This window comes from Pantoea sp. M_10, assembly GCF_008631515.1.
Taxonomy (GTDB): Bacteria; Pseudomonadota; Gammaproteobacteria; order Enterobacterales; family Enterobacteriaceae; genus Pantoea; species Pantoea anthophila.
This window is the reverse complement of sequence record NZ_VWUL01000002.1, coordinates 177,176-202,810: the sequence shown is the minus strand read 5'-3', so window position 1 is coordinate 202,810 and position 25,635 is coordinate 177,176. Positions and strand designations below refer to the sequence as shown.

Here is a 25,635-nt window from a genome sequence, read left to right as displayed (position 1 = left end):
AATATAGACAATAATTATGTGGTTATAAGAGGTAAATGATTTGTAAACAGGACGTGATCACGGAAACTTTTCTGGAAAATATAGCGATAGCGAATACTTATATTGTGGTTCAGATCTCGTTTTTAAGTAACGCGTTACATAGAATACGCAGCAAAATACAATCCTCCTCAAATTTGGAGCAACTATGTCCCATATTTTGCAGTTTATTCTGGCACTGGTGGTGGTCGGGATACTCTCCCTGCTGGTCAGTCACGATCGTAAAAGCATTCGCATCCGCTACATCATACAGCTTCTTGTGATTGAAATAGTCCTCGCCTGGTTCTTCCTGAACTCAGAAGCGGGACTGGGCTTCGTTAAAGGTTTCGCAGGCTTCTTTGACCATCTGCTGAAGTATGCTGCCCAGGGAACCAACTTTGTCTTTGGCAACATGAACGACAAAGGTCTGGCCTTCTTCTTCCTGAACGTCCTCTGCCCTATCGTCTTTATCTCGGCGCTGATCGGCATTCTGCAGCATTTCCGTATCCTGCCGTGGGTGATTCGCGGTATCGGCACCGTGCTGTCGAAAGTGAACGGCATGGGAAAACTGGAATCTTTCAACGCCGTGAGTTCTCTGATTCTGGGACAGTCAGAAAACTTCATTGCCTATAAAGATATCCTCGGCAAGATGTCTAACCGCCGCATGTACACTATGGCAGCAACCGCGATGTCGACCGTCTCGATGTCTATCGTCGGTGCCTACATGACCATGCTGCAGCCAAAGTATGTGGTCGCGGCGCTGGTGCTCAACATGTTCAGCACCTTCATTGTGCTGTCGCTGATAAACCCTTATCGCGTTGAGAACGAAGAAGACCTCCAGTTGCAGGATCTGCACAAGGGTCAGAGCTTCTTTGAGATGCTGGGTGAATATATTCTGGCGGGGTTCCGCGTCGCGATTATCGTTGCGGCTATGCTGATTGGTTTTATCGCGCTGATTTCAGGCCTGAATGCGCTGTTTGACCTCATCTTCGGCGTCACCTTCCAGGGCGTGCTTGGCTTTGTCTTCTATCCGTTTGCGTGGATGATGGGCGTGCCGTCCGGTGAAGCGTTGCAGGTTGGCAGTATCATGGCGACCAAGCTGGTCTCCAATGAGTTTGTTGCCATGATGGATCTGCAGAAAATTGCGGGTCAGCTGTCGCCAAACTCAGAAGGTATCCTGTCGGTGTTCCTGGTGTCGTTTGCTAACTTCTCATCCATCGGCATCGTGGCCGGTGCGATTAAAGGTCTGAACGAAGAGCAGGGCAACGTGGTCTCCCGCTTTGGCCTGAAGCTGCTGTACGGCTCTACGCTGGTCAGCGTGCTCTCCGCCGCTATCGCCGGGCTGGTGCTGGCGTTTTAAGTTTCAGAGGGCGAGCCGGTCTCGCCCTTCTCTTCTGCCTTACCCTTCTCTTCCCTGCATCGCTTTAGCTTATCCCCTTCGCTCGCCTTCCGCCTGCCTGCTCAGGCCTGTTCTCTTCGTTTAACCGCCGTACAGAGGCCGCGCAGCGTGTCCGGGACAGTAGCTTGGCGCAGAGCAACCCTGATGGCTGAAAGCGTTAACGAGGGCAAAGCGGGAGAAACAGCAACAGGAAGTGAGACTCGCAGAAAAGGCGAAGAATGCGTACTACAGAAAGGATGTTGACAGCGATGTGTCAGAAAATGGTGGAGATAAGCGGGATCGAACCGCTGACCTCTTGCATGCCATGCAAGCGCTCTCCCAGCTGAGCTATACCCCCACATCTGGAATCGTTTTTCAGTACCAAACTTTTGGGAAGAAGTTTGGTGGAGCTAAGCGGGATCGAACCGCTGACCTCCTGCATGCCATGCAGGCGCTCTCCCAGCTGAGCTATAGCCCCGAACCGAAAAACTGTCGTGTTAAGCGACGGACGGCATAATATGAAACCGCCCTCAGGGTGTCAACGGCAAAATCACATTCTCGGTTTGATCGCTGAAAAAGGCGGCAACCTGCGAAGTTTCAGCAGCATGGCGCAGCGGAAAACCGTGACGCTGACCTCATACGGGGACAATGGCTGTTATTTACCCTGAGGTCAGGTTAATTCATGGTTAAATATGTTATAGGAATTTTCTTGTCTTCATCTTTTACGCATGCAAAACTTAGCCCGCTAATTTAGCGGATGCCGGGACCCTCTCCCGCGCGCCGCGCGTCCACCAGGCGTTTATCGTCCCATTATTCATAAAAAAACTACTGAGATACTATGTCGCTGCATACACCTAAAGAAATCGCACAACTGGCGATCCAGGCAGGCGTGGCTAAAAGCCGTGTGCCTGTCAGCATCCTTCTGATTCTCGGCTTTTTGGCGGGCGCGTTTATCGCGACCGGCTTCCTGCTGGATCTTCATGTCATTAACTCCCTGCCTGCAGACTGGGGTTCCTTTGGCGGCCTGCTCGGCGCAGCCGTTTTCCCGGTCGGGTTGATTCTGACGGTACTGGCCGGTGGTGAGCTGCTGACCGGTAATATGATGACCCTGCCTGTCGCCTGGTTCGCCCGCCGCATCAGCTTTATGAGCGTGGCGCGCAACTGGTTCTGGGTAACCCTGGCTAACTTCCTCGGCAGCGTGGCTGTCGCCTGGTTCTTTGGCCACATCCTGGGCATGACCGAAGGCGATTATCTGAAGAAGACCGTAGCCATCGCCTCGGCAAAAGTTCACGCCGATTTCCTGCACGCCTTCATTTCCGGCATCGGCTGCAACTGGCTGGTCTGCCTGGCGGTCTGGCTGGCGTTTGCCAGTAAAGATGTGGTGGGCAAAATCTTTGGCATGTGGTTCCCGATCATGGCGTTTGTGGCCATCGGCTTCCAGCACGTCGTCGCGAACATGTTCATTATTCCGGCCGCCATTTTTGCCGGTCAGCTGAGCTGGGCGGAATACTTCCCCAACTTCGTTGCCGTCTTCGCAGGCAATGCCGTAGGGGGCGCCGTCTTCGTCGGCCTGGCCTACTTCCTTGCCTTCCGTCCTGCCGCTGAACCTGCCAGCAACCCGCAATAATCCTCTTTTGCCTTTTGTCGAGCGACAAAAGGCAATTTCTGCTTCAGTTACTTTCACGCGTTAGGTTTTGCTGTAATATGTACCGCTAATGTATTTAACAGGGATAGCATCGTGAAAAAGGAATGGCTTACTCCCGAAGAGCTGGCTGCAGAAACGGGTTACAGTCGGCAAACGGTGAATAAATGGATTAAGCGTGAGAACTGGACGACGACACCGAAGCCCGGTGTGCAAGGCGGCAAAGCGCGTCTCATCCATATTGATGAGCGTGTGAAAAGTTTTATACAGTCTACCCGCAATCTCCACGAACCGGTGGCAACCTACGGTGCCGCAGCCAATTCGTTACCTGCGTTATTAATAAGTTCCGTCCAGCAAATGAGTCAGGAAGAGCAGGATCAGTTCACTGCGTTAATCTTACGTGAAGGGATAAAAGGCGTTCTGCAGCGACTGGGCATCAGCCAGGAGTAAAGAAACCGGAAGCGTGATGCTTCCGGCTGTGTGAATTAAGCCTGCGCTTCCCGCTCACTGATAAAGGCCAGAGCCTGCTCAATGCGCGCCACGCTGCGGCTGCGGCCGATTGCTTCCACGGTGACATCCAGACCCGGAGACTGACCAGCACCGGTCACCGCAACACGCAGCGGCATGCCGACTTTGCCCATCCCGACTTCCAGCTCATCTGCCGTACTCTGAATAGCCTGATGCACGTTTTCAGCGTTCCACTCAGCGATTGCGGCCAGCTTATCGCGCACCACTTCCAGCGGCTGACGCGCCACCGGACGAAGATGTTTCTTCGCGGCATCCGCATCAAATTCGGCAAAGTCTTCATAGAAGTAGCGGCACGATTCCGCCATCTCTTTCAGCGTCTTGCAGCGTTCGCCCAGCAGGCCAACCAGCTTCGCCAGTTCCGGGCCGGTGCGGGTATCAATGTTCTGCTGTTCAATATGCCACTGCAGATGAGTCGCCACATATTCTGGCGGCAGCGCGTTAATATAGTGATGGTTCAGCCACTGCAGTTTCTCAGTGTTGAACGCACTGGCAGACTTGCTGACCGCATCCAGGGTAAACAGCTCGGTCATTTCAGCTACGCTGAAAATTTCCTGATCGCCGTGTGACCAGCCAAGACGCACCAGGTAGTTCAGCAGCGCTTCCGGCAGGTAGCCATCATCACGATACTGCATAACCCCTACCGCACCGTGACGTTTAGAGAGTTTTTTACCGTCATCGCCCAAGATCATCGAAACGTGCGCATAGACCGGAACCTGTGCACCAATCGCTTTAAGGATGTTGATCTGGCGTGGCGTGTTGTTGATGTGGTCTTCACCGCGAATAACGTGGGTGATACCCATATCCCAGTCATCCACGACGACGCAGAAGTTGTAAGTTGGCGACCCGTCGGTACGACGGATGATCAGGTCATCCAGCTCCTGGTTGCTGAACTCAATCGGGCCACGGATTTGGTCGTCAAAGATGACCGAGCCTTCCTGCGGATTGCGGAAGCGCACGACGCAGGGCTCATCATCGGCATGATGTCCATGGCTGTCACGGCAGCGGCCGTCATAACGCGGCTTTTCATTATTGGCCATCTGCGCTTCACGCAGCGCTTCCAGACGCTCTTTAGAGCAGTAGCATTTATAGGCGGTGCCCGCTTCCAGCATTTCATCAATGACCGCGTTGTAGCGATCAAAACGTTTAGTCTGGTAGTAAGGGCCTTCATTCCAGTCGAGGCTCAGCCAGTTCATCCCATCCATGATGGCTTCAATGGCTTCCGGCGTGGAGCGCTCCAGATCGGTGTCTTCGATGCGCAGCACAAACTCGCCCTGGTTGTGACGGGCAAAAAGCCAGGAGTAAAGTGCGGTACGAGCGCCACCGACATGTAAGTAGCCGGTCGGGCTGGGCGCGAAGCGTGTTTTGATTTTCATTGAGTATTGCCTTAGATGCGCGGGTTCGTTGTCTGGATGACAAAAAACAGGTTAGACGCGAAAAACAGTGGGCACATTCTAGCATCTGCCCATGAATCCTCAATGGATGCCAGCCGGTTGCCGGCCGCGAAAAGACGCTTTTCTGCCAGTAAAACCAGCATATTGGCTAAAAGCGCGACAGGATGTTTAAAAATAAACCGAACGAACATTTATGTTTTAAAAAGCGTTGACTCAAAATCAACTATCCCTATAATGCGACTCCACACAGCGGGGGTGATTAGCTCAGTTGGTAGAGCATCTCCCTTACAAGGAGGGGGTCGGCGGTTCGAACCCGTCATCACCCACCACTCTTAACAGGGTGCCCGCAGTGAACAGGTATGAAGATATGGGTGATTAGCTCAGTTGGTAGAGCATCTCCCTTACAAGGAGGGGGTCGGCGGTTCGAACCCGTCATCACCCACCATATCTTGCCTGTTAGCATTACTGAAGTACGAAGTGGGTGATTAGCTCAGTTGGTAGAGCATCTCCCTTACAAGGAGGGGGTCGGCGGTTCGAACCCGTCATCACCCACCACTTCGGGTCGTTAGCTCAGTTGGTAGAGCAGTTGACTTTTAATCAATTGGTCGCAGGTTCGAATCCTGCACGACCCACCAATTCAGAGAAAAGCGCCTTTCAGGCGCTTTTTTCGTTTCAGCCCCCCTTCACTTATTCTGGCTGCCTGAGTACCACGTTTATTTTACTGCGCCAGGCTAAGCCTGAATGACGACTCCCCTCAGAAAGGGGCTTTCAGAAGAAGAATCTGCTTTTTTACTCCCCTGCTCTTTTTGACACTTCAGTTATTCCTGCCTGCGCCGATAACCTTATAGACGAACTACAGGGAGAAAATGATGTCCTCGATAGCCGGAGTTTTAAAAGTTATGCCAGGTGGAGGTGACAGCGGCGGCGGCAGTATCGCCTCGCAGATCGCCGCACTGAATAAACAGATTCAGAGCGTGATGAAAAAAATCAAAGAGCTGGCCGACAACCACGATCTTGACGAAGACCAGAAATCTAAAATAGCGCAGATGTACCAGTCGCAGATCACCATGCTGGAAGCGCAGATTGCTCAGCTGCAAAAGAAGCAGGCTGAGCAGGCCGAAAAGGCGCAGCAGAAAAGCGACAGTGTTAACCCGGTCAGTGAAAGCAAGGCGAACGGGATTAACCGCCCGACTGACAAAAATAATGTCGATGTCTATATCTAAAACGCGGGCGTAATGGCCCGCTGTTGCGCCAGCAGCGCCGCCTGCTGGCGCACCTCCTGCCAGATGGCTTCGGCGGCGGGCGTCAGTGAGCGGTTTTTGCGTTTAATGAGGGTCAGACTTCGATTGATCTCGGGATAAAGCCGCCGCACGGTGAGCGCGCGATCCGCCGGCAGGGGTAATGCCAGCGCGGGCAGAATACTGATACCAATCCCTACCTGCACCATCGGAAACAGCGTGGCAGGATGACCAATCTCCTGCACCACCTCTGCCTGAATATTCTGCTGCTGCATGGCTGCATCAATCAGTACCCGACTGCCGGATGCATAATCCTGCAACACCAGCGTGCGCCCATCCAGCATCGACCATTCCGCCCTGTCCACCCGCGCCAGCGGATCATCATCCCGGCACAACAGTAAGAAAGGCTCATCCAGAATGGCAATCGTGTCAAAATCGCTGTCGCGCAGCGGCCCGATTACGATGCCAAAATCGACTTCGGCGTTTCGCACACTTTGCAGCACCCACTGCTGCGCGCGGTCGTGCAGTATCACTTTAATGTCGGGGAAGTGCTGCTGGCTGGCCGCCAGACACTGAGGCATCAGATGCGCGGAAATCGTCTGGCTGGCTGCCACCCGCACGGTGCCGCTGCGCTGTTCGCCAAAACTGCGGATATCCAGCAGCGTGGTATTAATCTCCTCCAGCAGACGTTCCATGCGGGATGCCAGCTGTTTTCCTGCCTCGGTCAGCATCACCTCGCGCGTGGTGCGATCCAGCAGCCGCACGCCGGTTTCCGCCTCCAGCTCTTTGATGCTGTGACTCACCGCCGACTGGCTCAGGCCTATCGCCTGCCCCGCCTGACTGAATCCACCATAATGTGCCACCGCAATGAAAGTCCGCAATTGCCGCAGGGTATAATTCATCGATTACGCTCATAGATTAATGCAATAAATCAATTTTATTTCTAAAAATGATTCCCGCACAATCGGCCTATTGAAAAATTTACCGGATTTTAACAATGGGATTTTTAAAACTTGATCCGATGATGGTTAAGCTCATCATCACCGTGCTGCTGGCCACCTTCCTGCCTGCCAGAGGGATCTACGTCGATATCTTCAGCTACCTCGCCACCGCGGCTATCGCACTGCTGTTCTTTATGCACGGTGCCAAGCTGTCGCGGGAGAAGATCATTGCGGGAAGCAGCCACTGGCAGCTGCATCTCTGGATCATGTTCAGCACCTTTGTGCTCTTTCCGGCGCTGGGCATGCTGCTGGTCTGGTGGCATCCGGTTGATGTCGGTCCGGAAATTTATACCGGCTTTATCTATCTCTGTATCCTGCCTGCCACCGTGCAGTCCGCCATCGCATTTACCTCGATGGCCGGCGGTAACGTCGCCGCCGCCGTGTGCAGCGCCTCGGCATCCAGCCTGCTGGGGGTCTTCATCTCCCCGTTGCTGGTGAATGTGGTGATGGATATCCACAGCAGCGCGCCGACTGACGGTCTGGAGCAGATCGGTAAGATTATGCTGCAGCTGATGGTGCCGTTCATACTGGGCCATCTTTCACGCCGCTGGATCGGCGGCTGGGTTGAAAAGCACCGCAGCCTGATTGGCAAAACTGACCAGACCTCGATTCTGCTGGTGGTCTACAGTGCCTTCAGTGAGGCGGTGGTGAACGGCATCTGGCATCGCGTGGGCGTGATTACCCTGCTCTGGATTGTGGCAGGCTCCATTCTGCTGCTGGCCACCGTGCTGATTATCAACCTGCTGGCTTCGCGCCTGTTCCGCTTCAAACGCGCCGATGAGATTGTGGTGCTGTTTTGTGGATCGAAGAAGAGTCTGGCGAATGGGGTACCGATGGCAAATATCCTGTTCCCGGCCAGTACCGTGGGGATTATCGTGCTGCCTCTGATGATCTTCCATCAGGTTCAGCTGATGGTCTGTTCGTTCATCGCCGGACGCTATAAGAAGAGCGGTGAGAAAAAGCAGGCTTTAGAGGTGAAAACCTCCGTGATGGAGTCGCAGAAATAGTCTGCATGGCCCGCCTGTGCGGGCCACGTTATTTCCGGGTCTGAAGCGGCTTCACCAGCCCCTCCAGACCTTCGATTTTTATCGTCAGCGTGAGCTGCATCAGGTCACCCAGCTGGCCGGAGGGGAAGTCGCCACTGCGGGCAAACCACAGCAGGTAGGGTTCAGGCAGATCGATCAGCATCCGCCCTTTATATTTCCCAAACGGCATCGCCGTGTTCGCTATCGCCACCAGCTGATGCTTATCCATCTCAGGCACCCAGCAGACGGATCATTTCAGCTTCATCGATCACCTCAATGCCCAGCTCCTGCGCTTTCGCCAGCTTGGAACCCGCCGCTTCACCGGCAATCAGCAGATCCGTTTTCTTCGACACGCTGCCGCTGACTTTAGCTCCCAGCGCGATCAGCTGTGCTTTGGCATCGTCGCGGTTCATCTGCGACAGCGAACCGGTCAGCACCACGGTTTTCCCGGCAAACGGACTGTCAATCTCTTCGGCTTTCACCACCACAACAGCCGGCCAGTGAACACCAATATCGTCCGTCAGCTGGCGGATGACCTCGCGGTTGCTCTCCTCTTCCATAAAGTTGCGAACGTGCGCGGCGACGACCTTACCCACATCCGGCACGGCAATCAGCGCATCCAGATCGGCATCCATCACCTTCTGTAGCTCACCAAAGTGGTTTGCCAGATTGGCGGCGGTGGCTTCGCCCACTTCACGGATCCCCAGTGCATAGAGGAAGCGTGCCAGCGTCGTCGACTTCGCTTTTTCCAGCGCATCCACTACGTTCTGCGCCGATTTTGGCCCCATGCGATCCAGCCCCGTCAGCTTACCCGCCGTGAGACGGAAGAGATCGGCGGGGGTCAAGACATACTCTTTCTCCACCAGCTGGTCGATAATCTTATCGCCCATGCCGTCGACATCGAGCGCCCGGCGCGAGACAAAATGCTTCAGCGCCTCTTTTCGCTGCGCGCCGCAAATCAGACCGCCGGTGCAGCGCGTGACCGATTCACCTTCGACCCGTTCCACCTCAGAACCACAGACCGGGCAGTGAGCAGGAAACACCACTTCACGCGTCTCTTCAGGACGTTCAGCGGTGACCACATTCACGACCTGCGGGATCACATCGCCTGCACGGCGAATCACGACCCGGTCCCCGATGCGCAGTCCCAGCCGCGCGATTTCATCGGCGTTATGCAGCGTGGCGTTGCTGACAATCACTCCCGCTACCTGCACCGGCTCCAGGCGGGCGACAGGAGTGATTGCCCCGGTCCGGCCAACCTGGAACTCGACATCCCGCACCCAGGTCAGCTGCTCCTGCGCCGGGAATTTAAAGGCTATCGCCCAGCGCGGCGCACGCGCCACAAAGCCCAGCTGTTCCTGCAGCGCCTGTGAATCGACTTTGATGACCACGCCATCGATATCAAATCCGAGATTGGGGCGTTGTTGCTCAACGTCGTGATAAAAAGCCAGTGCCTCTTCCGCATTATGCACCAGCTTAATGCGGTCGCTGACCGGCAGCCCCCAGGCTTTGAACTGCTGCAGGCGTGCCATGTGACTGTGCGGCATCTCGCCGCCTTCCAGCAGGCCGAAACCGTAGCAGAAGAAGGTCAGCGGACGTTTTGCAGTGATGCGCGGATCAAGCTGACGCAGCGAACCTGCCGCTGCGTTGCGCGGGTTAGCAAAGACTTTGCCGTCCGTGCGGCGCGCTTCCTCATTCAGCTTTTCGAAGCCGCGCTGCGTCATAAAGACTTCGCCACGCACTTCCAGCCGCGCCGGAATGTTGTCACCTTTAAGACGCAGCGGAATAGCGCGAATGGTGCGCACGTTGGCGGTAATATTCTCGCCGGTGGTGCCGTCTCCCCGCGTGGCGGCCTGAACCAGCAGCCCGTTTTCATACATCAGGCTGACCGCTAAGCCATCGAGTTTAAGTTCACAGCAGTAGGTAATCTCTTCACTGCTTTTCAGCCGATCGCGCACCCGCTTGTTGAAGGCCATAAAGGTCGCTTCATCAAAGGCGTTATCCAGCGACAGCATCGGGACTTCATGGCGAACCTGTTCAAACACCGTCAGCGGCGCAGCGCCGACGCGCTGGGTTGGTGAGTCCGGCGTAATCAGATCGGGATGATCCGCTTCCAGCTGGCGCAGTTCACGCATCAGGCGATCATATTCGGCATCCGGCACTTCCGGTGCATCCATGACGTGATAGAGGTATTCGTGATGACGCAACGTAGTGCGCAGTTCGGTGATGTGATCCTGGACGGATTTCATAAAGCCCCATCAGATAAAAAACCCCCGACATGCGGGGGTTTGTTTTAACAGTTCAGATAGCGGTTTGCGCCGTGGTCAGACACCGACCACATCGCGAATACGCGCCTTGTAAGTTTCCAGCTTCTGCGGCGTCATCATGCGACGTTCATCATCCAGCACTACGCCGCCAACATCATCAGCGATGCGCTGTGCCGACTGCAGCATCAGCTTGAAGTTCTGATTCGCATCGCCATAGGAAGGCACCATCATAAAGATAGAGATACCCGGCGTGCTGAAATCTGTCATCAGGTCAGGGTTAAACGAGCCAGGCTTGACCATATTGGCCAGACTGAACAGGACCGGACCACTGCCTGCCGGACTGAGATGGCGATGGAAGATGTTCATCTCACCAAACTGGAAGCCCGCCTGCAGAATCCCCTGAAGGAGAGCCTCACCATTGAGTTCGCCACCCGAGTGTGCGGCAACGTGCAGAACCAGCACGGCTTCTTTCGGCTTCTCTGCCGGTGCGGCAGGTGCAGACGGCGGAACGGGAGTCGGTTCCGGCGCCTGAGTGATTTCAGGCTGCGGCTCAGGTTCAGCCTGGTACTGCGGTGCAGGCTGCACCGATTCCAGCGGGTCCAGATCCAGCAGCGGATCGGCCTGCACAGGCGGTGCGACAAAAGCAGGCGCAGGCTGTTGCTGCTGACGAGCCGGTTCCGGACGCGGCTGAGGAGCAGGCTGCGGTGCGGGGCTGAAAAGCGGATCGCTTTCCGGTTCGGCTTGCGGAGCAGGTCGTGGCGCAGGCTGACGTACAGGCTCAGCAGGCGCGGGCTTACGCGGCGCAACCGGCTGGGATTCGCGAATATCATCGAAACGCGGTTCCTGATGGTTGCTGCGCTCAGCGCGAACACGAACCTCGCCGACGCCATCATCTTCGTCGTCGATCAGGTCCGGCTCATCATGTTCATCACGTTGTTTCAGACGTTTGTGCGGGCGATCGCGGAACACTGACGAACGCTCTTTACGGCTGGTCCACAGTCCGTGAAGAAGGAGCGCTATTATGGCGATCGCGCCAACAACGATTAATATCAGACGCAAATCCTGCATCATTGTATTCTCTGTTGTTCCAATACCTTGCCACCGCGGCAAACTTTATCCTCTAACTGTATTTGCCCTGCTACACAAGTGCAAGTCTGTGCACTATTTTCTAACAAATAAGATAGGCAACCCACGCTTTTTCGCTGTTTTTTTACCCAAACGGCACCTGGCCTGGGGAAAAAGCCAGGTTATAGTGGGCCCGCCCTATTACCTTCAGGAGAATTGCCTATATGGCCCTTGAGAAGTCCGTCTCAGATTTTAACGGCATACACTACTTCAGCCAGGGCTGGAAACTGATGCGTCTGCCTGGCATTCGTCGCTTTGTGGTCATGCCGCTGCTGATCAACATTCTGATGCTGGGTGGCGCATTCATCTGGCTTTTCTATCGTCTGGGTGACTGGATCCCGCGGCTGATGGCCACGATTCCGGACTGGCTGCAGTGGCTCAGCTATCTGTTATGGCCACTGTCGGTGATTGCGATTGTGCTGGTCTTCAGCTACTTCTTTTCCACCCTCGCTAACCTTATCGCCGCACCGTTTTGCGGTTTGCTGGCCGAGCAGCTTGAGGGACGCCTGACCGGTAAACCGCTGCCTGACAGCGGCTGGGCGGGTCTGATCAAAGATGTGCCGCGCATCATGAAGCGCGAGCTGCAAAAGCTGGGCTACTACCTGCCACGTGCGGTGGGACTGCTGCTGCTCTACTTTATCCCGGGTTTCGGCCAGACGGTTGCGCCCGTGCTGTGGTTCCTGTTCAGCGCCTGGATGCTCGCGATCCAGTATTGCGACTACCCCTTCGATAATCACAAAGTGCCTTTTCAGCAGATGCGTAACGCCCTGCGTCGGCATAAAACCGCCAATATGCAGTTTGGTGCGCTTACCAGTCTGTTTACCATGATCCCGGTGCTGAACCTGGTCATCATGCCGGTGGCCGTCTGCGGGGCCACAGCGATGTGGGTCGATCGCTATCGGCAGCAACTGGCACGGCAGGAAGTGCGCTGAACATATCAGCGCGCCTTATGCTCTTTTTAACAAGGCTTATTGCCGGGTGACATATAGATATGCGATTTCTTTCCTTCCGCCCCCAGGCAGAACAGGTATGCTCATAGGGTTCCCAATAATTCATACAGTTAAGGACAGGCTATGAGTAAGATCTACGAAGACAACTCTTTGACAATTGGTCATACGCCATTGGTTCGACTGAACCGCATCGGTAACGGCCGCATCCTTGCGAAAGTTGAATCCCGTAACCCGAGCTTCAGCGTAAAATGCCGTATCGGTGCCAATATGATTTGGGACGCAGAGAAACGCGGTATTCTGAAACCGGGTATTGAACTGGTTGAACCGACCAGCGGCAATACCGGGATTGCCCTCGCCTATGTGGCCGCCGCGCGCGGTTATAAACTGACCCTGACCATGCCTGAGACGATGTCCGTTGAGCGTCGTAAGCTGCTGAAAGCGCTGGGCGCGAATCTGGTCCTGACTGAAGGTGCCAAAGGCATGAAAGGGGCTATCGGCAAAGCTGAAGAGATTGTTGCAAGCGACCCGGATAAATATGTCCTGCTGCAGCAGTTCAGCAACCCGGCTAACCCGGAGATCCATGAAAAGACCACCGGCCCGGAAATCTGGGAAGATACCGACGGCGAAGTGGATGTCTTTATTGCTGGTGTCGGCACCGGCGGTACGCTGACCGGCGTGAGCCGCTACATCAAGAACACCAAAGGCAAAAAAGATCTGATCACCGTCGCGGTGGAGCCAACCGATTCGCCGGTCATTGCTCAGGCCTTGGCAGGAGCGGAGATCAAACCTGGCCCTCACAAAATTCAGGGGATCGGCGCAGGCTTTATTCCGGGCAACCTTGAGCTGAATCTGGTTGATCGGGTTGTGGCTATCACGAATGAGGAAGCGATCAGCACCGCGCGTCTGCTGATGGAGCAGGAAGGCATTCTGGCCGGTATCTCCTCCGGTGCTGCAGTCGCCGCCGCACTGAAGTTGCAGGAAGAGGAAACCTTCGCCAACAAGAATATCGTGGTGATTCTCCCCTCCTCAGGTGAACGCTATCTGAGTACCGCTTTGTTCGCCGATCTCTTTACAGAAAAAGAGCTGCAGTAGTCGGGGCAGAAAGTCTGAAAATGCCGCAAAAAGCACCCGACCGGGTGCTTTTTTGTGGCGCAGATCTCACTTTCACCACCCGGCAGATTGATTTCAGTGACGCCGCTCTGGTATTTAGACTGCCAATTATTTCGATGCCTGAAATTAATCCGCGTTTGAAGTGGATCAAGCTGAATCGATTTACGGATTCAGTGAAACGGCGAATCACGGCATAATTAACCGGTGACGTGTAGAATCGGTTTTACGACGCAACGGAATGTCGATTTGACGCATGCGCGTCCTGGGTCAGCATGAAGCTATACCCGCGCACCGACACAGGCTAAAGTGAAGGCTCCAGGCTAGACTTTAGATCCATAACACTCATTCTGATAACGTTGGGGAAATAGAATGTTCCAGCAAGAAGTTACCATTACTGCACCAAACGGTCTGCATACTCGCCCAGCAGCGCAATTCGTTAAAGAAGCCAAAGCTTTCCAGTCAGAAATCACTGTGACCTCTAACGGTAAATCTGCCAGCGCCAAGAGCCTGTTCAAGCTGCAGACACTGGGTTTAACGCAGGGAACCGTTGTGACCCTGTCAGCAGAAGGCGAAGACGAACAGAAAGCAGTTGAGCATCTGGTCAAACTGATGGCTGAACTGGAGTAATCTCCGCTCAGCTCTCCAGCCAATCGACTCCTCTGCGCCATTGAGTGCAAACATCTTGATCGCGGACAATCTGTCCGCGTTATTGCTTTCGTAGAGTACGTGTCCCGCGACAATGGCACCGCAAAGAGTCCCATCAGCCATCGTGATTAAAAGGTAGCGTTATGATTTCAGGCATTTTAGCATCACCAGGTATCGCTTTCGGCAAAGCACTGCTGCTGAAAGAAGACGAGATCGTCATCAACCGTAAAAAAATTTCTGATGACCAGGTTGAGCAGGAAGTTCAGCGCTTCCTCGATGGTCGCGGTAAAGCGGCACAGCAACTGGAAGCGATTCGCGTCAAAGCGGGTGAAACCCTCGGTGAAGAGAAAGCTGCGATCTTCGAAGGCCACATTATGTTGCTGGAAGATGAAGAGCTGGAGCAGGAAATCATCGACCTGATCAAAAAAGATCACGCCTCTGCCGATGCTGCTGTCGACTCGGTTATCGATGGTCAGGCGAAAGCGCTGGAAGAGTTAGATGATGAGTATCTGAAAGAGCGTGCAGCTGACGTGCGCGACATCGGTAAACGTCTGCTGCAAAACATCCTCGGTCTGCATATCGTTGACCTGAGCGCCATTCCGGATGAATCCATTCTGGTAGCAAAAGATTTAACGCCGTCAGAAACCGCACAGCTAAACCTGAAAAAGGTGCTGGGCTTTATTACCGATCTGGGTGGCCGTACCTCACATACCTCAATCATGGCGCGCTCGCTGGAGATCCCAGCCATTGTCGGCACCGGCAATGTCACCGTCACGGTTAAAAACGGCGACTTCCTGATTCTGGATGGTGTGAACAACGCGATTCACGTCAATCCTTCTGACGCCGTTCAGGAAGAGCTGAAAGCCGTACAGAACCAGTATCTGTCGGAAAAACACGAATTAGCCAAGCTGAAAGACCTGCCTGCGGTCACGCTGGATGGTCATCAGGTTGAAGTCTGTGCCAACATCGGCACCGTGCGCGACGTCGCCGGCGCAGAGCGCAACGGCGCAGAAGGCGTGGGTCTTTACCGCACCGAGTTCCTGTTCATGGACCGCGATGCGCTGCCGACCGAAGAAGAGCAGTTCCAGGCGTATAAAGCCGTTGCTGAAGCCATGGGTTCACAGGCCGTTATCGTCCGTACCATGGATATCGGCGGTGACAAAGATCTGCCTTACATGAACCTGCCGAAAGAGGAAAACCCTTTCCTCGGCTGGCGCGCTATCCGTATCGCCATGGACCGCAAAGAGATTCTGCATGCGCAGCTGCGTGCTATCCTGCGCGCCTCCTCCTTCGGCAAACTGCGCATCATGTTCCCGATGATCATTTCCGTTGAAGAAGTGCGTTCGCTGAAAGCGGAACTGGAACTGCTGAAAGCGCAGCTGCGTGAAGAAGGCAAAGCGTTCGACGAGTCCATCGAAGTCGGTATTATGGTGGAAACCCCGGCGTCAGCGGTGATTGCACGTCATCTGGCGAAAGAAGTCGACTTCTTCAGTATTGGGACAAACGACCTGACGCAGTATACTCTGGCGGTCGATCGTGGTAACGATTTGATTTCGCACCTGTACAATCCAATGACGCCGTCTGTGCTTAACTTAATTAAGCAAGTCATTGATGCATCTCACGCTGAAGGTAAATGGACCGGCATGTGTGGTGAGCTGGCAGGTGATGAACGTGCTACACTACTGTTACTGGGAATGGGGCTGGACGAGTTCAGCATGAGTGCCATTTCTATCCCTGGCATCAAGAAAATCATTCGTAATACTAATTTTGAAGATGCGAAGGCATTGGCAGAGCAGGCACTGGCTCAACCGACAGCGGAAGATTTAATGAACCTGGTGAACAAGTTCATTAAAGAAAAAACGCTCTGCTAATCTGCATGATGCTGGCCCCAAATTACTGCTTAGGAGAAGATCATGGGTTTGTTTTCTAAACTTTTTGGCGAAAAAACGGATAGCGCTGGGACAATCGATATCGTAGCGCCTCTGTCAGGCGAAATTGTGAATATTGAAGACGTACCAGATGTGGTGTTTGCAGAAAAAATCGTGGGCGACGGTATCGCGATCAAACCGACTGGCAACAAAATGGTTGCGCCGGTGGATGGCACTATCGGTAAGATTTTTGAAACCAACCATGCTTTTTCAATCGAATCGGACAACGGCATTGAGCTGTTTGTGCATTTCGGTATCGATACGGTTGAACTGAAAGGTGAAGGTTTCAAACGCATCGCTGAAGAAGGCCAGAAGGTCAAAAAAGGCGACGTCGTTATCGAGTTCGATCTGCCATTGCTGGAAGAGAAAGCGAAATCAACCCTGACTCCGGTTGTTATCTCCAACATGGATGAGATCAAGGAACTGATTAAGCTCTCTGGCCAGGTCACCGTCGGCGAAACGCCGGTGATTCGCATCAGAAAGTAAGGCTTCGTTCCTGCTCTGACGGCACCTTCGGGTGCCGTTTTCGTTTCTGCTCTCCGCGCTTCTCAGGAGGGCCAGTGCGGCAGTCGCAGCGTCAGTTCCAGCCCTCCTTCCGGCCGGTTCCGTGCCTCGACTTCGCCCTGATGCGCCAGCACCACTTTGCGGACGATCGCCAGCCCAAGGCCATAGCCCTTTCCCATCAGCGGTGAGTTGACCCGCACAAACGGGTCAAAGATGCTGGAGAGTTTCTCTTCATCGACACCCGGCCCCTGATCGCGCACCTGAATTTCCAGCCACTGCTGCGCGGTGCGCACTTCAACCTCGATCCGCTGGCCTGGCAGGGAAAAGCGCAGCGCGTTGCGTAACACATTTTCGGTGGCGCGCCGTATCAGTTCGGCATTGCCACGCACGGTGTAGTCGGCCCGATCGTCCACCTGAAACGCCACCTGCACACCGGGGAGCTGCGCTTCATAGCGGACATCGGTGATCACCGCCTCCAGCAGGCCGGTGAGGTCAAAGTACTGCTCATCCGGAATACTTTCATGCTCAGCCCGCGACAGCGTCAGCAGTTCACCGATCATCTTATCCAGCCGGCGCGCCTCTTCGTCGATACGATCGAGCGAACTATGCACATTTTCTGGCGTCTGTCTGGCCAGCCCGGTCGCCAGCTGCAGGCGCGCCAGCGGTGAACGCAGCTCGTGTGAGATATCGTGCAGCAGCTCTTCTCGCGCGCGGACCAGGGTCTCCAGCCGCTCAGCCATGGTATCAAAGGCCCGGGCGACATCAGAAATCTCATCATGCCGTTTACGCATCACCGGAAAAAGCCGTACGCTTAAATCGCCCTCTGCGACCCGGGAGAACCCTTCGCGCAGCTGACGCATAGGTCGCGTCAGATTCCAGGCAAGCAGCAGGCTGAAGAGTAATCCTACCGAACCGGCGAAGACAAACATCGGCTCAGGGATATTGAGGAATCTGCGCGGCATGCTGTTCATCATGCTCTCTTTTCGCATGCCATCAATGTCATAGCGCAGCTGATACCCTTTTCCATCAGCGCCGCGCACCCAGCGTTTACTTTCGGCGGGCCGATGCGCCTCCCCATCCGGGTTAGCCTGTGCAGCCGACGGTTGCGCCTGTGGCAGGATGTGGAAAAACTGCCGGTCACGTTCGTCCCAGCCCGACAGCATCGCGTTCAGCGCCTCAGGCCCGTTCTGCGCCAGCACCGTCGCCGCCGAGGTGAGTTGCAGATCGGCCACGCGACGGACCGCCACCAGTTCAGGCGGCTCGTGTCGTCTACCGGAGAGCGAAAAGCCGAGCCAGATAAGCTGACTGATAATGACAAAGACGATCCAGAAGCCGATAAAGATCTTCCAGAACAGGCGTCCACGGTAGTGCCTCATCGAATGCGATAACCGATACTGCGAACGGTTTCGATCGTGATGCTGTCAGCGGTTAAGGCACTGAGCTTCTGACGGATGTTGCTGATATGCACATCGACGCTGCGATCATACGCCTCGCGCGGGCGACCAAGCCCCTTCTCCGACAGCTCATCTTTTGAGACCACCCTGTCCGGAGCGCGCATCAGCAGTTCCAGCAGATTAAATTCCGAGGCGGTGAGATCGAAGGCTTTCTCCTGCCATTCACTGATACGGGTGGCGGGATTGAGGGTCAGCCCCCCCCAGCGCAGCGGCTCCTGGCTATCCGGCTGCGGAGCCTGCTCTTCGAAACGCCGCAGCACCGCCCGCAGACGCGCCACCAGCTCGCGCGGATAGCAGGGCTTGGGCATATAGTCATCGGCCCCCATCTCCAGACCGATTACGCGGTCAATGTTATCGCCTTTGGCGGTCAGCATAATCACCGGTATGCGGCTGTTCTGACGCACCTGGCGCAGAACGTCAATGCCACTCATGTCGGGCAGCATGATGTCCAGGATCATCGCGGTGAACTGGCCGGAGAGCGCGCCCTGAATCCCGGCGCTGCCGGTCAGCACCAGCTGAGCATCGAAGCCTTCCGCAATCAGGTACTGGCTTAACATCGTGCCCAGCTCTACATCATCATCTACAAGCAGAATTTTCATGGTCATTTCTCCGGAGAACGGGCGCTATTTTCACCTGTGCGGCCGATCGGCGCAGCCTGATTTACGTGATCCTTACAGATTCACACTCGCTGGCACAGTAAACCGGGCAAAAAAAAGGCCTGTGAGCAGCAGACGCTTCACAGGCCAGGTTTCGCATCCACAGCGGTTACGGGTGATAGAGACCGGTCGAGAGATAACGATCGCCGCGATCGCAGGCGATCGCCACCACCACGCTTCCCGGATTTGCCTCGGCGATGCGCAGTGCACCCGCCACCGCGCCGCCTGAACTGACGCCACAGAAGATGCCCTCACGGCGTGCCAGCGCCCGCATGGTCTCCTCCGCTTCCTTCTGCGTCATATCGATGACGTCATCCACCAGATTGGGACGGTAGATCCCCGGCAGATAGGCCAGTGGCCAGCGACGGATGCCCGGAATGCTGCTGCCCTCGCTGGGCTGTAAGCCAATGACCTGCACGCCGGTGTTGTGCTCTTTCAGGTAGCGTCCCACGCCGGTGATCGTGCCGGTGGTGCCCATACTGGAGACAAAATGGGTCATACGCTGATTCGATTGCTGCCACAGCTCCGGGCCGGTGGTCTGATAGTGGCCCAGCGGATTATCGGGATTGTTGAACTGATCCAGCACCCGGCCCTCGCCGCGTGCCGCCATCGCCTGCGCCAGATCGCGCGCCCCTTCCATTCCCTGCTCGCGCGGCACCAGTATCAGCTCTGCCCCATAGGCACGCATCGCATCCTGCCGCTCCTGACTCATGTTGTCCGGCATCAGCAGGCGCATACGGTAGCCTTTCATCGCGGCGATCATCGCCAGCGCAATGCCGGTGTTGCCACTGGTGGCTTCGATCAGCTGATCGCCGGGGGTGATATCCCCGCGCAGCTCCGCCTGATTGATCATCGACCAGGCCGCACGATCCTTGACCGAACCCGCCGGATTGTTGCCTTCCAGCTTAAGCCAGACCTCACTGCCGTTAGCGGGTGTCAGGCGCTGTAACCTGACCAGCGGGGTATTGCCGATGGTATTTTCGAGAGTCGTCACGGTAAGGTTCCTGGCTTAATGCAAACAGAAGGCAAAAAAAAGGCGGGAGTCACACTCCCGCCCGGTGTTGATCAGAAAATATCAGGCACTCTGGGCAAAGGCAACAGCGCGCAGCGGGGTATCACCCTTATAGAGACGCGCCTGCTGCAGGCCAACAAACAGGCGTTCGCCGCGAATCGGGGCGGTCTGTTCACCTTCAAATACCAGCGAAAACGGCTCGCTCTGCCAGCCAGCGGGCTGCACCACCAGCTGCCAGAAGTGTCCACGCGGACTCACTTCCAGCACCTGCACCGGCAGCGGGGTTTCCAGGCTGCTGTGGCGGGACACGTCGATTTCCCACGGACGCAGGAACAGCTCAACCGGGCCCTGATGTGCCGAGGTATACCCCAGCGGCCAGTGATGCGCGCCGACATGGAACTGCGACCCATGGATCTCACCATCAAAGCGATTCACTTCACCCAGGAACTCCAGCACAAAGCGGGTTGCCGGATCGCGCCACACGTCATCTGGCGTGCCGACCTGCTCGATATTACCCTGGCTCATCACCACCACGCGGTCTGCCACTTCCATCGCCTCTTCCTGGTCGTGGGTCACAAACACGCTGGTAAATTTCAGCTCTTCATGCAGCTGACGCAGCCAGCGACGCAGCTCTTTACGCACCTGCGCATCGAGCGCGCCAAAAGGTTCATCCAGCAGCAGGATTTGCGGTTCTACCGCTAACGCACGCGCCAGCGCCACACGCTGTTTCTGCCCGCCCGACAGCTGAGCCGGGAAGCGGTTCGCCAGATGGGCCAGCTGCACCATCTCCAGCAGACGGGTAACACGCTGTTTGATCTCGGCCGCAGAAGGACGTTCCCGACGCGGCAGCACCGTCAGGCCAAAGGCGATGTTGTCGAACACCGTCATATGGCGGAACAGCGCATAGTGCTGGAAAACAAATCCAACCTGACGATCGCGCGCATGCAGACGACTCACATCGTTGCCATGAAAACGGATCTGGCCGCTGTTCTGATGCTCCAGCCCGGCAATAATGCGCAGCAGCGTGGTTTTACCGGAGCCGGATGGGCCAAGCAGCGCCACCATTTCACCCGAGGCAATATCCAGAGAGATATCGTTCAGCACCGAGGTGCGACCAAAGGATTTGTTGATCTTGTTAATCTCAATGCTCATGATTTCCCTCCTGTTGCAGGTGCTTGTGCTGTTGCTCCAGACGCCACTGCACAATACTTTTCAGAAACAACGTTACAATGGCCATCAGGGTCAGCAGCGCGGCAGCGGTGAAGGCGCCGACCGTATTGTAATCCTGATGCAATAATTCAACCTGAAGCGGCAGCGTATAGGTCTCACCGCGAATCGATCCCGATACCACCGAGACCGCACCAAACTCACCAATCGCACGGGCGTTGGTCAGCACGATGCCATACAGCAGCGCCCAGCGAATGTTCGGCAATGTCACACGACGGAACATCTGCCAGCCTGAAGCGCCCAGCAGCACCGCCGCTTCATCTTCGTGACTGCCCTGGCTCAGCATCACCGGCACCAGTTCGCGCACCACAAACGGACAGGTCACAAACACGGTCGCCAATACCATGCCCGGCCAGGCGAACATAACCTGGATGTTATGCGCATCCAGCCAGCCGCCCGCCGGCCCGTTGACGCCCCAGAACAGCAGATACATCAGACCGGCCACCACCGGCGACACGGCAAACGGAATATCAAACAGGGTCAGCAGCAGCTGACGCCCCGGAAAGGTAAAGCGGGTCACCAGCCAGGCGAGCAGCGTGCCGAACACCAGGTTAACCGGAACGGTGATCAGCGCCACCATCACCGTCAGCCAGATGGCGTGCAGCATATCAGGGTCAGCCAGGTTGCTCAGGGAGACCAGCAGTCCCTGATTCAGCGCCTCCCAGAAGATGGAGACCATCGGCACCAGCAGCAGCAGAATCGAGAGCAGCGCGCCGATACCAATCAACAGCCATTTGCCCCAGTTCACCGGCTGGCGATCCGCATGATTCAGTTGTGAGACCTCAGCCATTAGTGACCTCCCAGTCGACGGCCAAAGCGGCTCTGTAAGGTGTTAATCGCAAATAACAGGATAAGCGAGGCGGCCAGGATCACCGAGGCGATGGCGCTGGCGGCCGGATAGTCAAACTCCTGCAACCGGACAAAAATCATCAGCGAGGTCACTTCCGTTTTCCAGGCGATGTTACCGGCAATAAAGATCACTGCTCCAAACTCCCCCAGGCTGCGGGTAAAGGAGAGCGCTGTGCCCGCCAGCAGCGCCGGGGCGACTTCCGGTAACACAACCCGACGGAAGCTCTGCCACGGTGTGGCACCCAGCGTTTCAGCGGCTTCTTCATACTCCGGGCCTAACTCCTCCAGCACCGGCTGTACCGTGCGCACCACAAACGGGATGCTGGTGAAGGCCATGGCGATGGCGATGCCGATCCAGGTGTAGGAGATTTTGATATCGAAATGGGCAAACCACTGTCCATACCAGCCGTTGACCGAAAAGAGTCCGGCCAGTGTCAGGCCCGCGACGGCGGTCGGCAGCGCAAACGGCAGATCCATCAGGCCATCCAGCAGCGTGCGGCCCGGGAAGCGGTAGCGGGTCAGGATCCACGCCATCAGCATGCCGAACACCGCATTAAACAGCGAGGCGACACCGGCGGAGAGCAGCGTAACCTTGTAGGCCGCAACCAGCTGCGGGTTGGTCACCACATCCCAGTACTGCTGAAGGGTCATCTGTGACAGCTGCATGATCACGGCGCTGATGGGCAGCAGCAGAATCAGGCAGGTAAAAAGCAGGCTGGTGCCCAGGCTCAGTCCAAAGCCGGGCAACACGCGTTTATGACTTGCTGCAAACATTATCCACGCCCCGCCGCTAACAATTTATCCAGCTCACCGCCGCTGGCGAAATGCGTTTTCATCACATTGTCCCAGCCGCCAAAGGCCTCTTGAACCCGGAACAGGCTGGTCTGCGGGAAGCGATCCTTCTGCTCTGCCATCAGCTGCGGATTGTTCACGCGATAGTAGTAGTGCGTAATAATCGTCTGCGCTTCCGGTGTGTAGAGGTAGCGGAGATAGGCACTGGCCGCATCCGCGGTATGGTTAGCGGCAACGTTTTTATCTACCCACGCCACCGGGAACTCCGCCAGAATGTTGGTTTTCGGCACGATCACCTCATACTCATCTTTGCCGTACTGGTTGCGGATATTGTTCACTTCCGACTCAAAGCTAATCAGCACGTCGCCCAGACCGCGCTCAGCGAAGGTCGTGGTCGCACCACGGCCCCCGGTATCAAAGACTTCAACGTTTTTCAGAAACTGCGTCATAAAGGCACGGGTTTTAGCCTGATCGTTATCGTCCGCTTTATCAGCAGCCCCCCAGGCGGCCAGATAGGTATAGCGACCATTGCCGGACGTTTTCGGGTTGGGGAAAATCAGCTTCACATCGTTACGGGTCAAATCTGACCAGTCATGAATCTGCTTTGGGTTTCCTTTGCGCACCAGAAACGCCATGGTGGAATAGAAGGGTGAACTGTTATTCGGCAGACGGCTTTTCCAGTCTGCGGCAATCAGGTTGCCTTTATCATGCAGGACCTGCACATCCGTCACCTGGTTGTAAGTGACAACATCGGCGCGCAGTCCCTGCAGGATAGCCAGCGCCTGTTTAGATGAACCGGCATGAGACATTTTGATGGTCAGCGGGTCGGCAGGATGGCTGGCATCCCACTGTTTAACGAAAGGGGCATTCAGGGCAACAAACAGCTCCCGGGACACATCGTAAGAGCTGTTAAGAAGTTCAGTGGCATTGGCTGCGCCAGCAAGGCTCAGCGACAACGCGATACCGCTCACGACTTTTTTCATCGCTTGTAATGTCATTTGGCACCCTGAAAAAAATTTGATGCGGATCTCACCCGCTGAAACATCAGTTTATTTATAACTCAGGGAAAACCAGTAACGGTTTTATATATCGTTTGATGATTTCAAAGTCGAAAAAAGCATAAGACAGCGGCAGAGTTTATGCAGAAATCAGCAAAAGCCGCAGAGAGGATAACCCCCGCTGAGCACCAGCCTGCGGGGGTAACCAGGCGCGTCAGCGCATGGCGTTTAGCAGGCAGTGTTAACGCTGCCAGACGATTTTGCTGAGTTTCCAGGTTTTCAGCGTGTCATCGGAAGGCATCAGCCCTTCCGGTCCATGCCAGTCGCCATGGTAGAGATAGGTGAGATGCTGACTGCCAGGGGCCCGGCATGCTACGTCTCGCGCATCCGTTCCGCTGGCCAGGGTGCAGTTGCTGAAGGCTTTGGTGAACTTATTGCTGAAGGCATCGCCGACTTTACTGCCGTCGCTGCTGGCAATCTGGCTGTCCATCACTTCAATGCGTTCAACCTGCGACTGCCCGTAAATCACCAGCTTCACCTTGTCGTCATCCAGCGCCTGCCAGAACGCAATCACCTGACCGTTTTCGCCACGCATGCCCTGACGCAAGGTGTAATCCCCATTCAGGCCGGCTTTGATCGCCTCCTCTTTCATGGCCGTCGAGGCGGTCAGTCCGCCTACGCCCTGCTCCGTCGCGGTGAGCGATGAACCGAACCAGTTCCACGGCAGCGCCGAGGACCAGTGATACGTCAGCGGATTCCACCAGCTGGCCTGCTGGCTGCTGTCAGTGCCGGAACCCGAACTGGCACAGCCGCTCAGTGCAACGGCGGCGATCAGTAGCGTGGAACGAACAGCTTTCATGAGAACTCCTGTAAATACGATGCCGGAAGGCGGAACTGATTGGAGTCGCAAAGCGCCAAAAAGTTTATTTAAGATGATGTTCAGGCAGAAAGCAGTCGCGGCAGCGACGGTCAGTCTGCAGCCAGATGAGTGCCAGCAGGTCAAACAGCGTCAGCAACAAGGGCAGCGGCGAACTGAGCAGATCACCCTGCACAAACTGCAGCCCCTGCCAGATAAGATTCACTAAAAATGACAGCGACAGCACGCTGCGCCAGTGCTGCCAGAGTCGCGGCAGCCGTAGCCGGTAACCGGTCAGCAGCAGACCTGCCAGCGCCGGTAATCCCAGGGCAAGACCGATCCAGAACGCCTGGCGATCCGGATAGAAGAGCGCCAGCAGATCGTTACCCTGCTGCCGTGACGCCCCGGCCATAACCAGCAGTAGCCAGGTGCGCGCCTGCAGTAACAGGATCAGCCAAAAAAGAAACGGCAGCCGCAGCTGCCCTCTGGCGTCATAGTGGTCCGGCTGATAGTCAGGGGACGGTTTAGTATTCACGATCTTCGATCAGACGTTTGCCAAACAGCAGCACATCGACCGGCTCATAATCGAGCTTCTCGTAAAAGGCCACCACCTGATCGTTCTCTTCACGGATCATCAGATGCAGCTTCGGACAGCCGCGAGCGATGAGCTTCTTCTCCAGACGATTCATCAGCGCATTCGCAAAGCCGCGTCCCTGATAGTCAGGATGCACCGCCAGATAATAGGCCGCACCGCGATGACCATCGTAGCCCCCCATCAGGGTGCCGACGACCACGCCGCCGACTTCAGCGACCAGAAAGAGATCGGGGTCGTGATGCATTTTGCGTTCGATATCCAGCTCCGGATCGTTCCATGGCCGTAACAAATCGCAACGTTCCCATAAGGTGATCACTTCTTCAAAATCTTCCTGGCGGAAGGCGCGGATTTCCATCTTCTTCACCTGCAATTAAGCACAATTTGCTGATTATCACGCATTCTCTGCCGCACGCAACCCTCGGCTGAACGGCGGCAAATAAAAAAGCGCA

General features: G+C 55.7%; 25 protein-coding genes and 6 tRNA genes. 14 read left to right on the top strand and 17 right to left on the bottom strand.

Annotation, left to right across the window (positions count from 1 at the left end; translation table 11 throughout):
• Positions 1-184: 184 nt before the first annotated feature.
• Positions 185-1,375 carry a NupC/NupG family nucleoside CNT transporter gene (locus F3I47_RS07865; protein ID WP_009088868.1) on the top strand — a complete coding sequence of 397 codons (1,191 nt, stop codon included), beginning with the start codon at positions 185-187 and terminating at the stop codon, positions 1,373-1,375.
• 300 nt (positions 1,376-1,675) lie between these two features.
• Here the strand turns inward: F3I47_RS07865 and F3I47_RS07860 are convergent.
• Positions 1,676-1,751: transfer RNA gene (locus tag F3I47_RS07860), tRNA-Ala, on the bottom strand.
• Positions 1,752-1,795: 44 nt separating this feature from the next.
• Positions 1,796-1,871 (bottom strand) — tRNA-Ala (locus F3I47_RS07855).
• Between the two features lie 360 nt (positions 1,872-2,231).
• Here F3I47_RS07855 and F3I47_RS07850 point away from each other — a divergent pair.
• Both F3I47_RS07850 and F3I47_RS07845 read left to right on the top strand, forming a co-directional pair.
• Positions 2,232-3,020: a formate/nitrite transporter family protein gene (locus F3I47_RS07850; protein WP_009088865.1), complete on the top strand. Its 789-nt coding sequence runs from the start codon at positions 2,232-2,234 to the stop codon at positions 3,018-3,020.
• Between the two features lie 111 nt (positions 3,021-3,131).
• Positions 3,132-3,485 carry a YfeC-like transcriptional regulator gene (locus F3I47_RS07845; RefSeq protein ID WP_009088863.1) on the top strand — a complete coding sequence of 118 codons (354 nt, stop codon included), beginning with the start codon at positions 3,132-3,134 and terminating at the stop codon, positions 3,483-3,485.
• 35 nt (positions 3,486-3,520) lie between these two features.
• On the opposite strand, the gene gltX is transcribed toward F3I47_RS07845, so the two are convergent.
• Complete coding sequence (gene gltX / locus F3I47_RS07840) at positions 3,521-4,936, bottom strand: glutamate--tRNA ligase (RefSeq protein WP_150028919.1); 1,416 nt, start codon at positions 4,934-4,936, stop codon at positions 3,521-3,523.
• Positions 4,937-5,207: 271 nt separating this feature from the next.
• Here gltX and F3I47_RS07835 point away from each other — a divergent pair.
• From F3I47_RS07835 to F3I47_RS07815, 5 genes are all read left to right on the top strand, one after another.
• A tRNA-Val gene (locus tag F3I47_RS07835) sits at positions 5,208-5,283 on the top strand.
• Positions 5,284-5,323: 40 nt separating this feature from the next.
• Positions 5,324-5,399, top strand: a tRNA-Val gene (locus tag F3I47_RS07830).
• Between the two features lie 34 nt (positions 5,400-5,433).
• Positions 5,434-5,509 (top strand) — tRNA-Val (locus F3I47_RS07825).
• Between the two features lie 4 nt (positions 5,510-5,513).
• Positions 5,514-5,589, top strand: a tRNA-Lys gene (locus F3I47_RS07820).
• Positions 5,590-5,823: 234 nt separating this feature from the next.
• Positions 5,824-6,177 (top strand): FlxA-like family protein, encoded by a 354-nt coding sequence (locus F3I47_RS07815; protein ID WP_150028985.1) that lies wholly within the window; start codon positions 5,824-5,826, stop codon positions 6,175-6,177.
• Here the strand turns inward: F3I47_RS07815 and F3I47_RS07810 are convergent.
• Positions 6,174-7,094, bottom strand: coding sequence for a LysR family transcriptional regulator (locus F3I47_RS07810; RefSeq protein ID WP_058957427.1), 921 nt, complete (start codon positions 7,092-7,094; stop codon positions 6,174-6,176). The genes F3I47_RS07815 and F3I47_RS07810 overlap by 4 nt on opposite strands.
• Positions 7,095-7,189: 95 nt before the next feature.
• Between F3I47_RS07810 and F3I47_RS07805 the strand changes: the two genes are divergently transcribed.
• Entirely contained in the window at positions 7,190-8,200 is a 1,011-nt protein-coding gene (locus F3I47_RS07805; protein WP_111208557.1) for a bile acid:sodium symporter family protein, read from the top strand.
• Positions 8,201-8,228: 28 nt separating this feature from the next.
• Here the strand turns inward: F3I47_RS07805 and F3I47_RS07800 are convergent, their stop codons facing one another.
• The 3 genes from F3I47_RS07800 to zipA form a co-directional block, all read right to left on the bottom strand.
• A complete protein-coding gene (locus tag F3I47_RS07800) occupies positions 8,229-8,447 on the bottom strand; it encodes a DUF3820 family protein (RefSeq protein WP_009088854.1) in 219 nt (72 codons plus the stop codon).
• A gap of 1 nt (position 8,448) precedes the next feature.
• Positions 8,449-10,467 carry an NAD-dependent DNA ligase LigA gene (gene ligA, locus F3I47_RS07795; protein ID WP_150028920.1) on the bottom strand — a complete coding sequence of 673 codons (2,019 nt, stop codon included), beginning with the start codon at positions 10,465-10,467 and terminating at the stop codon, positions 8,449-8,451.
• Between the two features lie 75 nt (positions 10,468-10,542).
• Positions 10,543-11,556 carry a cell division protein ZipA gene (gene zipA, locus F3I47_RS07790; protein WP_033736157.1) on the bottom strand — a complete coding sequence of 338 codons (1,014 nt, stop codon included), beginning with the start codon at positions 11,554-11,556 and terminating at the stop codon, positions 10,543-10,545.
• A gap of 218 nt (positions 11,557-11,774) precedes the next feature.
• On the opposite strand from zipA, the gene cysZ reads away from it, so the two are divergent.
• The 5 genes from cysZ (at position 11,775) to crr (ending at position 16,729) form a co-directional block, all read left to right on the top strand.
• Positions 11,775-12,542, top strand: a complete 768-nt coding sequence (gene cysZ / locus F3I47_RS07785; protein WP_150028921.1) for a sulfate transporter CysZ — start codon at positions 11,775-11,777, stop codon at positions 12,540-12,542.
• Positions 12,543-12,683: 141 nt separating this feature from the next.
• Positions 12,684-13,652, top strand: coding sequence for a cysteine synthase A (gene cysK / locus F3I47_RS07780; RefSeq protein ID WP_009088849.1), 969 nt, complete (start codon positions 12,684-12,686; stop codon positions 13,650-13,652).
• A 387-nt stretch (positions 13,653-14,039) separates the two neighbouring features.
• On the top strand, positions 14,040-14,297 hold the full coding sequence (gene ptsH / locus F3I47_RS07770) for a phosphocarrier protein Hpr (protein WP_003848868.1): 258 nt from the start codon (positions 14,040-14,042) through the stop codon (positions 14,295-14,297).
• Positions 14,298-14,458: 161 nt separating this feature from the next.
• Complete coding sequence (gene ptsI / locus F3I47_RS07765) at positions 14,459-16,186, top strand: phosphoenolpyruvate-protein phosphotransferase PtsI (RefSeq protein ID WP_009088845.1); 1,728 nt, start codon at positions 14,459-14,461, stop codon at positions 16,184-16,186.
• 42 nt (positions 16,187-16,228) lie between these two features.
• Positions 16,229-16,729, top strand: a complete 501-nt coding sequence (crr, locus tag F3I47_RS07760) for a PTS glucose transporter subunit IIA (protein ID WP_009088842.1) — start codon at positions 16,229-16,231, stop codon at positions 16,727-16,729.
• A gap of 62 nt (positions 16,730-16,791) precedes the next feature.
• Here crr and F3I47_RS07755 read toward each other — a convergent pair whose 3' ends face one another.
• From F3I47_RS07755 to F3I47_RS07710, 10 genes are all read right to left on the bottom strand, one after another.
• Positions 16,792-18,123 carry an ATP-binding protein gene (locus F3I47_RS07755; RefSeq protein ID WP_150028923.1) on the bottom strand — a complete coding sequence of 444 codons (1,332 nt, stop codon included), beginning with the start codon at positions 18,121-18,123 and terminating at the stop codon, positions 16,792-16,794.
• Positions 18,120-18,800, bottom strand: a complete 681-nt coding sequence (locus F3I47_RS07750) for a response regulator transcription factor (protein WP_150028924.1) — start codon at positions 18,798-18,800, stop codon at positions 18,120-18,122. The genes F3I47_RS07755 and F3I47_RS07750 overlap by 4 nt, the downstream gene beginning before the upstream one ends.
• A 166-nt stretch (positions 18,801-18,966) precedes the next feature.
• On the bottom strand, positions 18,967-19,851 hold the full coding sequence (cysM, locus tag F3I47_RS07745) for a cysteine synthase CysM (RefSeq protein ID WP_046102338.1): 885 nt from the start codon (positions 19,849-19,851) through the stop codon (positions 18,967-18,969).
• A gap of 81 nt (positions 19,852-19,932) precedes the next feature.
• Complete coding sequence (gene cysA, locus F3I47_RS07740; RefSeq protein WP_140029689.1) at positions 19,933-21,021, bottom strand: sulfate/thiosulfate ABC transporter ATP-binding protein CysA; 1,089 nt, start codon at positions 21,019-21,021, stop codon at positions 19,933-19,935.
• The gene (gene cysW, locus F3I47_RS07735) at positions 21,011-21,886 is read right to left on the bottom strand and encodes a sulfate/thiosulfate ABC transporter permease CysW (RefSeq protein WP_046102340.1); all 876 of its coding nucleotides are present in this window, start codon (positions 21,884-21,886) and stop codon (positions 21,011-21,013) included. The genes cysA and cysW overlap by 11 nt, the downstream gene beginning before the upstream one ends.
• A complete protein-coding gene (gene cysT, locus F3I47_RS07730; protein WP_009088836.1) occupies positions 21,886-22,719 on the bottom strand; it encodes a sulfate/thiosulfate ABC transporter permease CysT in 834 nt (277 codons plus the stop codon). Before cysT ends, cysW begins: the two co-directional genes overlap by 1 nt.
• Positions 22,719-23,735, bottom strand: a complete 1,017-nt coding sequence (locus F3I47_RS07725; RefSeq protein WP_150028925.1) for a sulfate ABC transporter substrate-binding protein — start codon at positions 23,733-23,735, stop codon at positions 22,719-22,721. Before F3I47_RS07725 ends, cysT begins: the two co-directional genes overlap by 1 nt.
• Positions 23,736-23,976: 241 nt before the next feature.
• On the bottom strand, positions 23,977-24,594 hold the full coding sequence (locus tag F3I47_RS07720; protein ID WP_150028926.1) for an RpoE-regulated lipoprotein: 618 nt from the start codon (positions 24,592-24,594) through the stop codon (positions 23,977-23,979).
• A 64-nt stretch (positions 24,595-24,658) separates the two neighbouring features.
• Complete coding sequence (locus F3I47_RS07715) at positions 24,659-25,126, bottom strand: DUF2919 domain-containing protein (RefSeq protein WP_009088833.1); 468 nt, start codon at positions 25,124-25,126, stop codon at positions 24,659-24,661.
• Positions 25,116-25,541, bottom strand: coding sequence for a GNAT family acetyltransferase (locus F3I47_RS07710; RefSeq protein ID WP_140029692.1), 426 nt, complete (start codon positions 25,539-25,541; stop codon positions 25,116-25,118). The genes F3I47_RS07715 and F3I47_RS07710 overlap by 11 nt, the downstream gene beginning before the upstream one ends.
• Positions 25,542-25,635: the final 94 nt, after the last annotated feature.

What these genes read in the sequence shown, in the direction of transcription:
- crr (WP_009088842.1), top strand. Translation starts at nt 16,229, where the DNA reads ATGGGTTTGTTTTCTAAACTTTTTGGCGAAAAAACGGATAGCGCTGGG.
- F3I47_RS07850 (WP_009088865.1), top strand. Translation starts at nt 2,232, where the DNA reads ATGTCGCTGCATACACCTAAAGAAATCGCACAACTGGCGATCCAGGCA.
- ligA (WP_150028920.1), bottom strand. Translation starts at nt 10,467, where the DNA reads ATGAAATCCGTCCAGGATCACATCACCGAACTGCGCACTACGTTGCGT.
- F3I47_RS07720 (WP_150028926.1), bottom strand. Translation starts at nt 24,594, where the DNA reads ATGAAAGCTGTTCGTTCCACGCTACTGATCGCCGCCGTTGCACTGAGC.
- F3I47_RS07815 (WP_150028985.1), top strand. Translation starts at nt 5,824, where the DNA reads ATGTCCTCGATAGCCGGAGTTTTAAAAGTTATGCCAGGTGGAGGTGAC.
- F3I47_RS07750 (WP_150028924.1), bottom strand. Translation starts at nt 18,800, where the DNA reads ATGAAAATTCTGCTTGTAGATGATGATGTAGAGCTGGGCACGATGTTA.
- cysK (WP_009088849.1), top strand. Translation starts at nt 12,684, where the DNA reads ATGAGTAAGATCTACGAAGACAACTCTTTGACAATTGGTCATACGCCA.
- F3I47_RS07800 (WP_009088854.1), bottom strand. Translation starts at nt 8,447, where the DNA reads ATGGATAAGCATCAGCTGGTGGCGATAGCGAACACGGCGATGCCGTTT.
- F3I47_RS07725 (WP_150028925.1), bottom strand. Translation starts at nt 23,735, where the DNA reads ATGACATTACAAGCGATGAAAAAAGTCGTGAGCGGTATCGCGTTGTCG.
- zipA (WP_033736157.1), bottom strand. Translation starts at nt 11,556, where the DNA reads ATGATGCAGGATTTGCGTCTGATATTAATCGTTGTTGGCGCGATCGCC.
- cysT (WP_009088836.1), bottom strand. Translation starts at nt 22,719, where the DNA reads ATGTTTGCAGCAAGTCATAAACGCGTGTTGCCCGGCTTTGGACTGAGC.
- F3I47_RS07710 (WP_140029692.1), bottom strand. Translation starts at nt 25,541, where the DNA reads ATGGAAATCCGCGCCTTCCGCCAGGAAGATTTTGAAGAAGTGATCACC.
- ptsH (WP_003848868.1), top strand. Translation starts at nt 14,040, where the DNA reads ATGTTCCAGCAAGAAGTTACCATTACTGCACCAAACGGTCTGCATACT.
- cysA (WP_140029689.1), bottom strand. Translation starts at nt 21,021, where the DNA reads ATGAGCATTGAGATTAACAAGATCAACAAATCCTTTGGTCGCACCTCG.
- cysZ (WP_150028921.1), top strand. Translation starts at nt 11,775, where the DNA reads ATGGCCCTTGAGAAGTCCGTCTCAGATTTTAACGGCATACACTACTTC.
- F3I47_RS07865 (WP_009088868.1), top strand. Translation starts at nt 185, where the DNA reads ATGTCCCATATTTTGCAGTTTATTCTGGCACTGGTGGTGGTCGGGATA.
- ptsI (WP_009088845.1), top strand. Translation starts at nt 14,459, where the DNA reads ATGATTTCAGGCATTTTAGCATCACCAGGTATCGCTTTCGGCAAAGCA.
- cysW (WP_046102340.1), bottom strand. Translation starts at nt 21,886, where the DNA reads ATGGCTGAGGTCTCACAACTGAATCATGCGGATCGCCAGCCGGTGAAC.
- F3I47_RS07805 (WP_111208557.1), top strand. Translation starts at nt 7,190, where the DNA reads ATGGGATTTTTAAAACTTGATCCGATGATGGTTAAGCTCATCATCACC.
- F3I47_RS07810 (WP_058957427.1), bottom strand. Translation starts at nt 7,094, where the DNA reads ATGAATTATACCCTGCGGCAATTGCGGACTTTCATTGCGGTGGCACAT.
- F3I47_RS07755 (WP_150028923.1), bottom strand. Translation starts at nt 18,123, where the DNA reads ATGAGGCACTACCGTGGACGCCTGTTCTGGAAGATCTTTATCGGCTTC.
- gltX (WP_150028919.1), bottom strand. Translation starts at nt 4,936, where the DNA reads ATGAAAATCAAAACACGCTTCGCGCCCAGCCCGACCGGCTACTTACAT.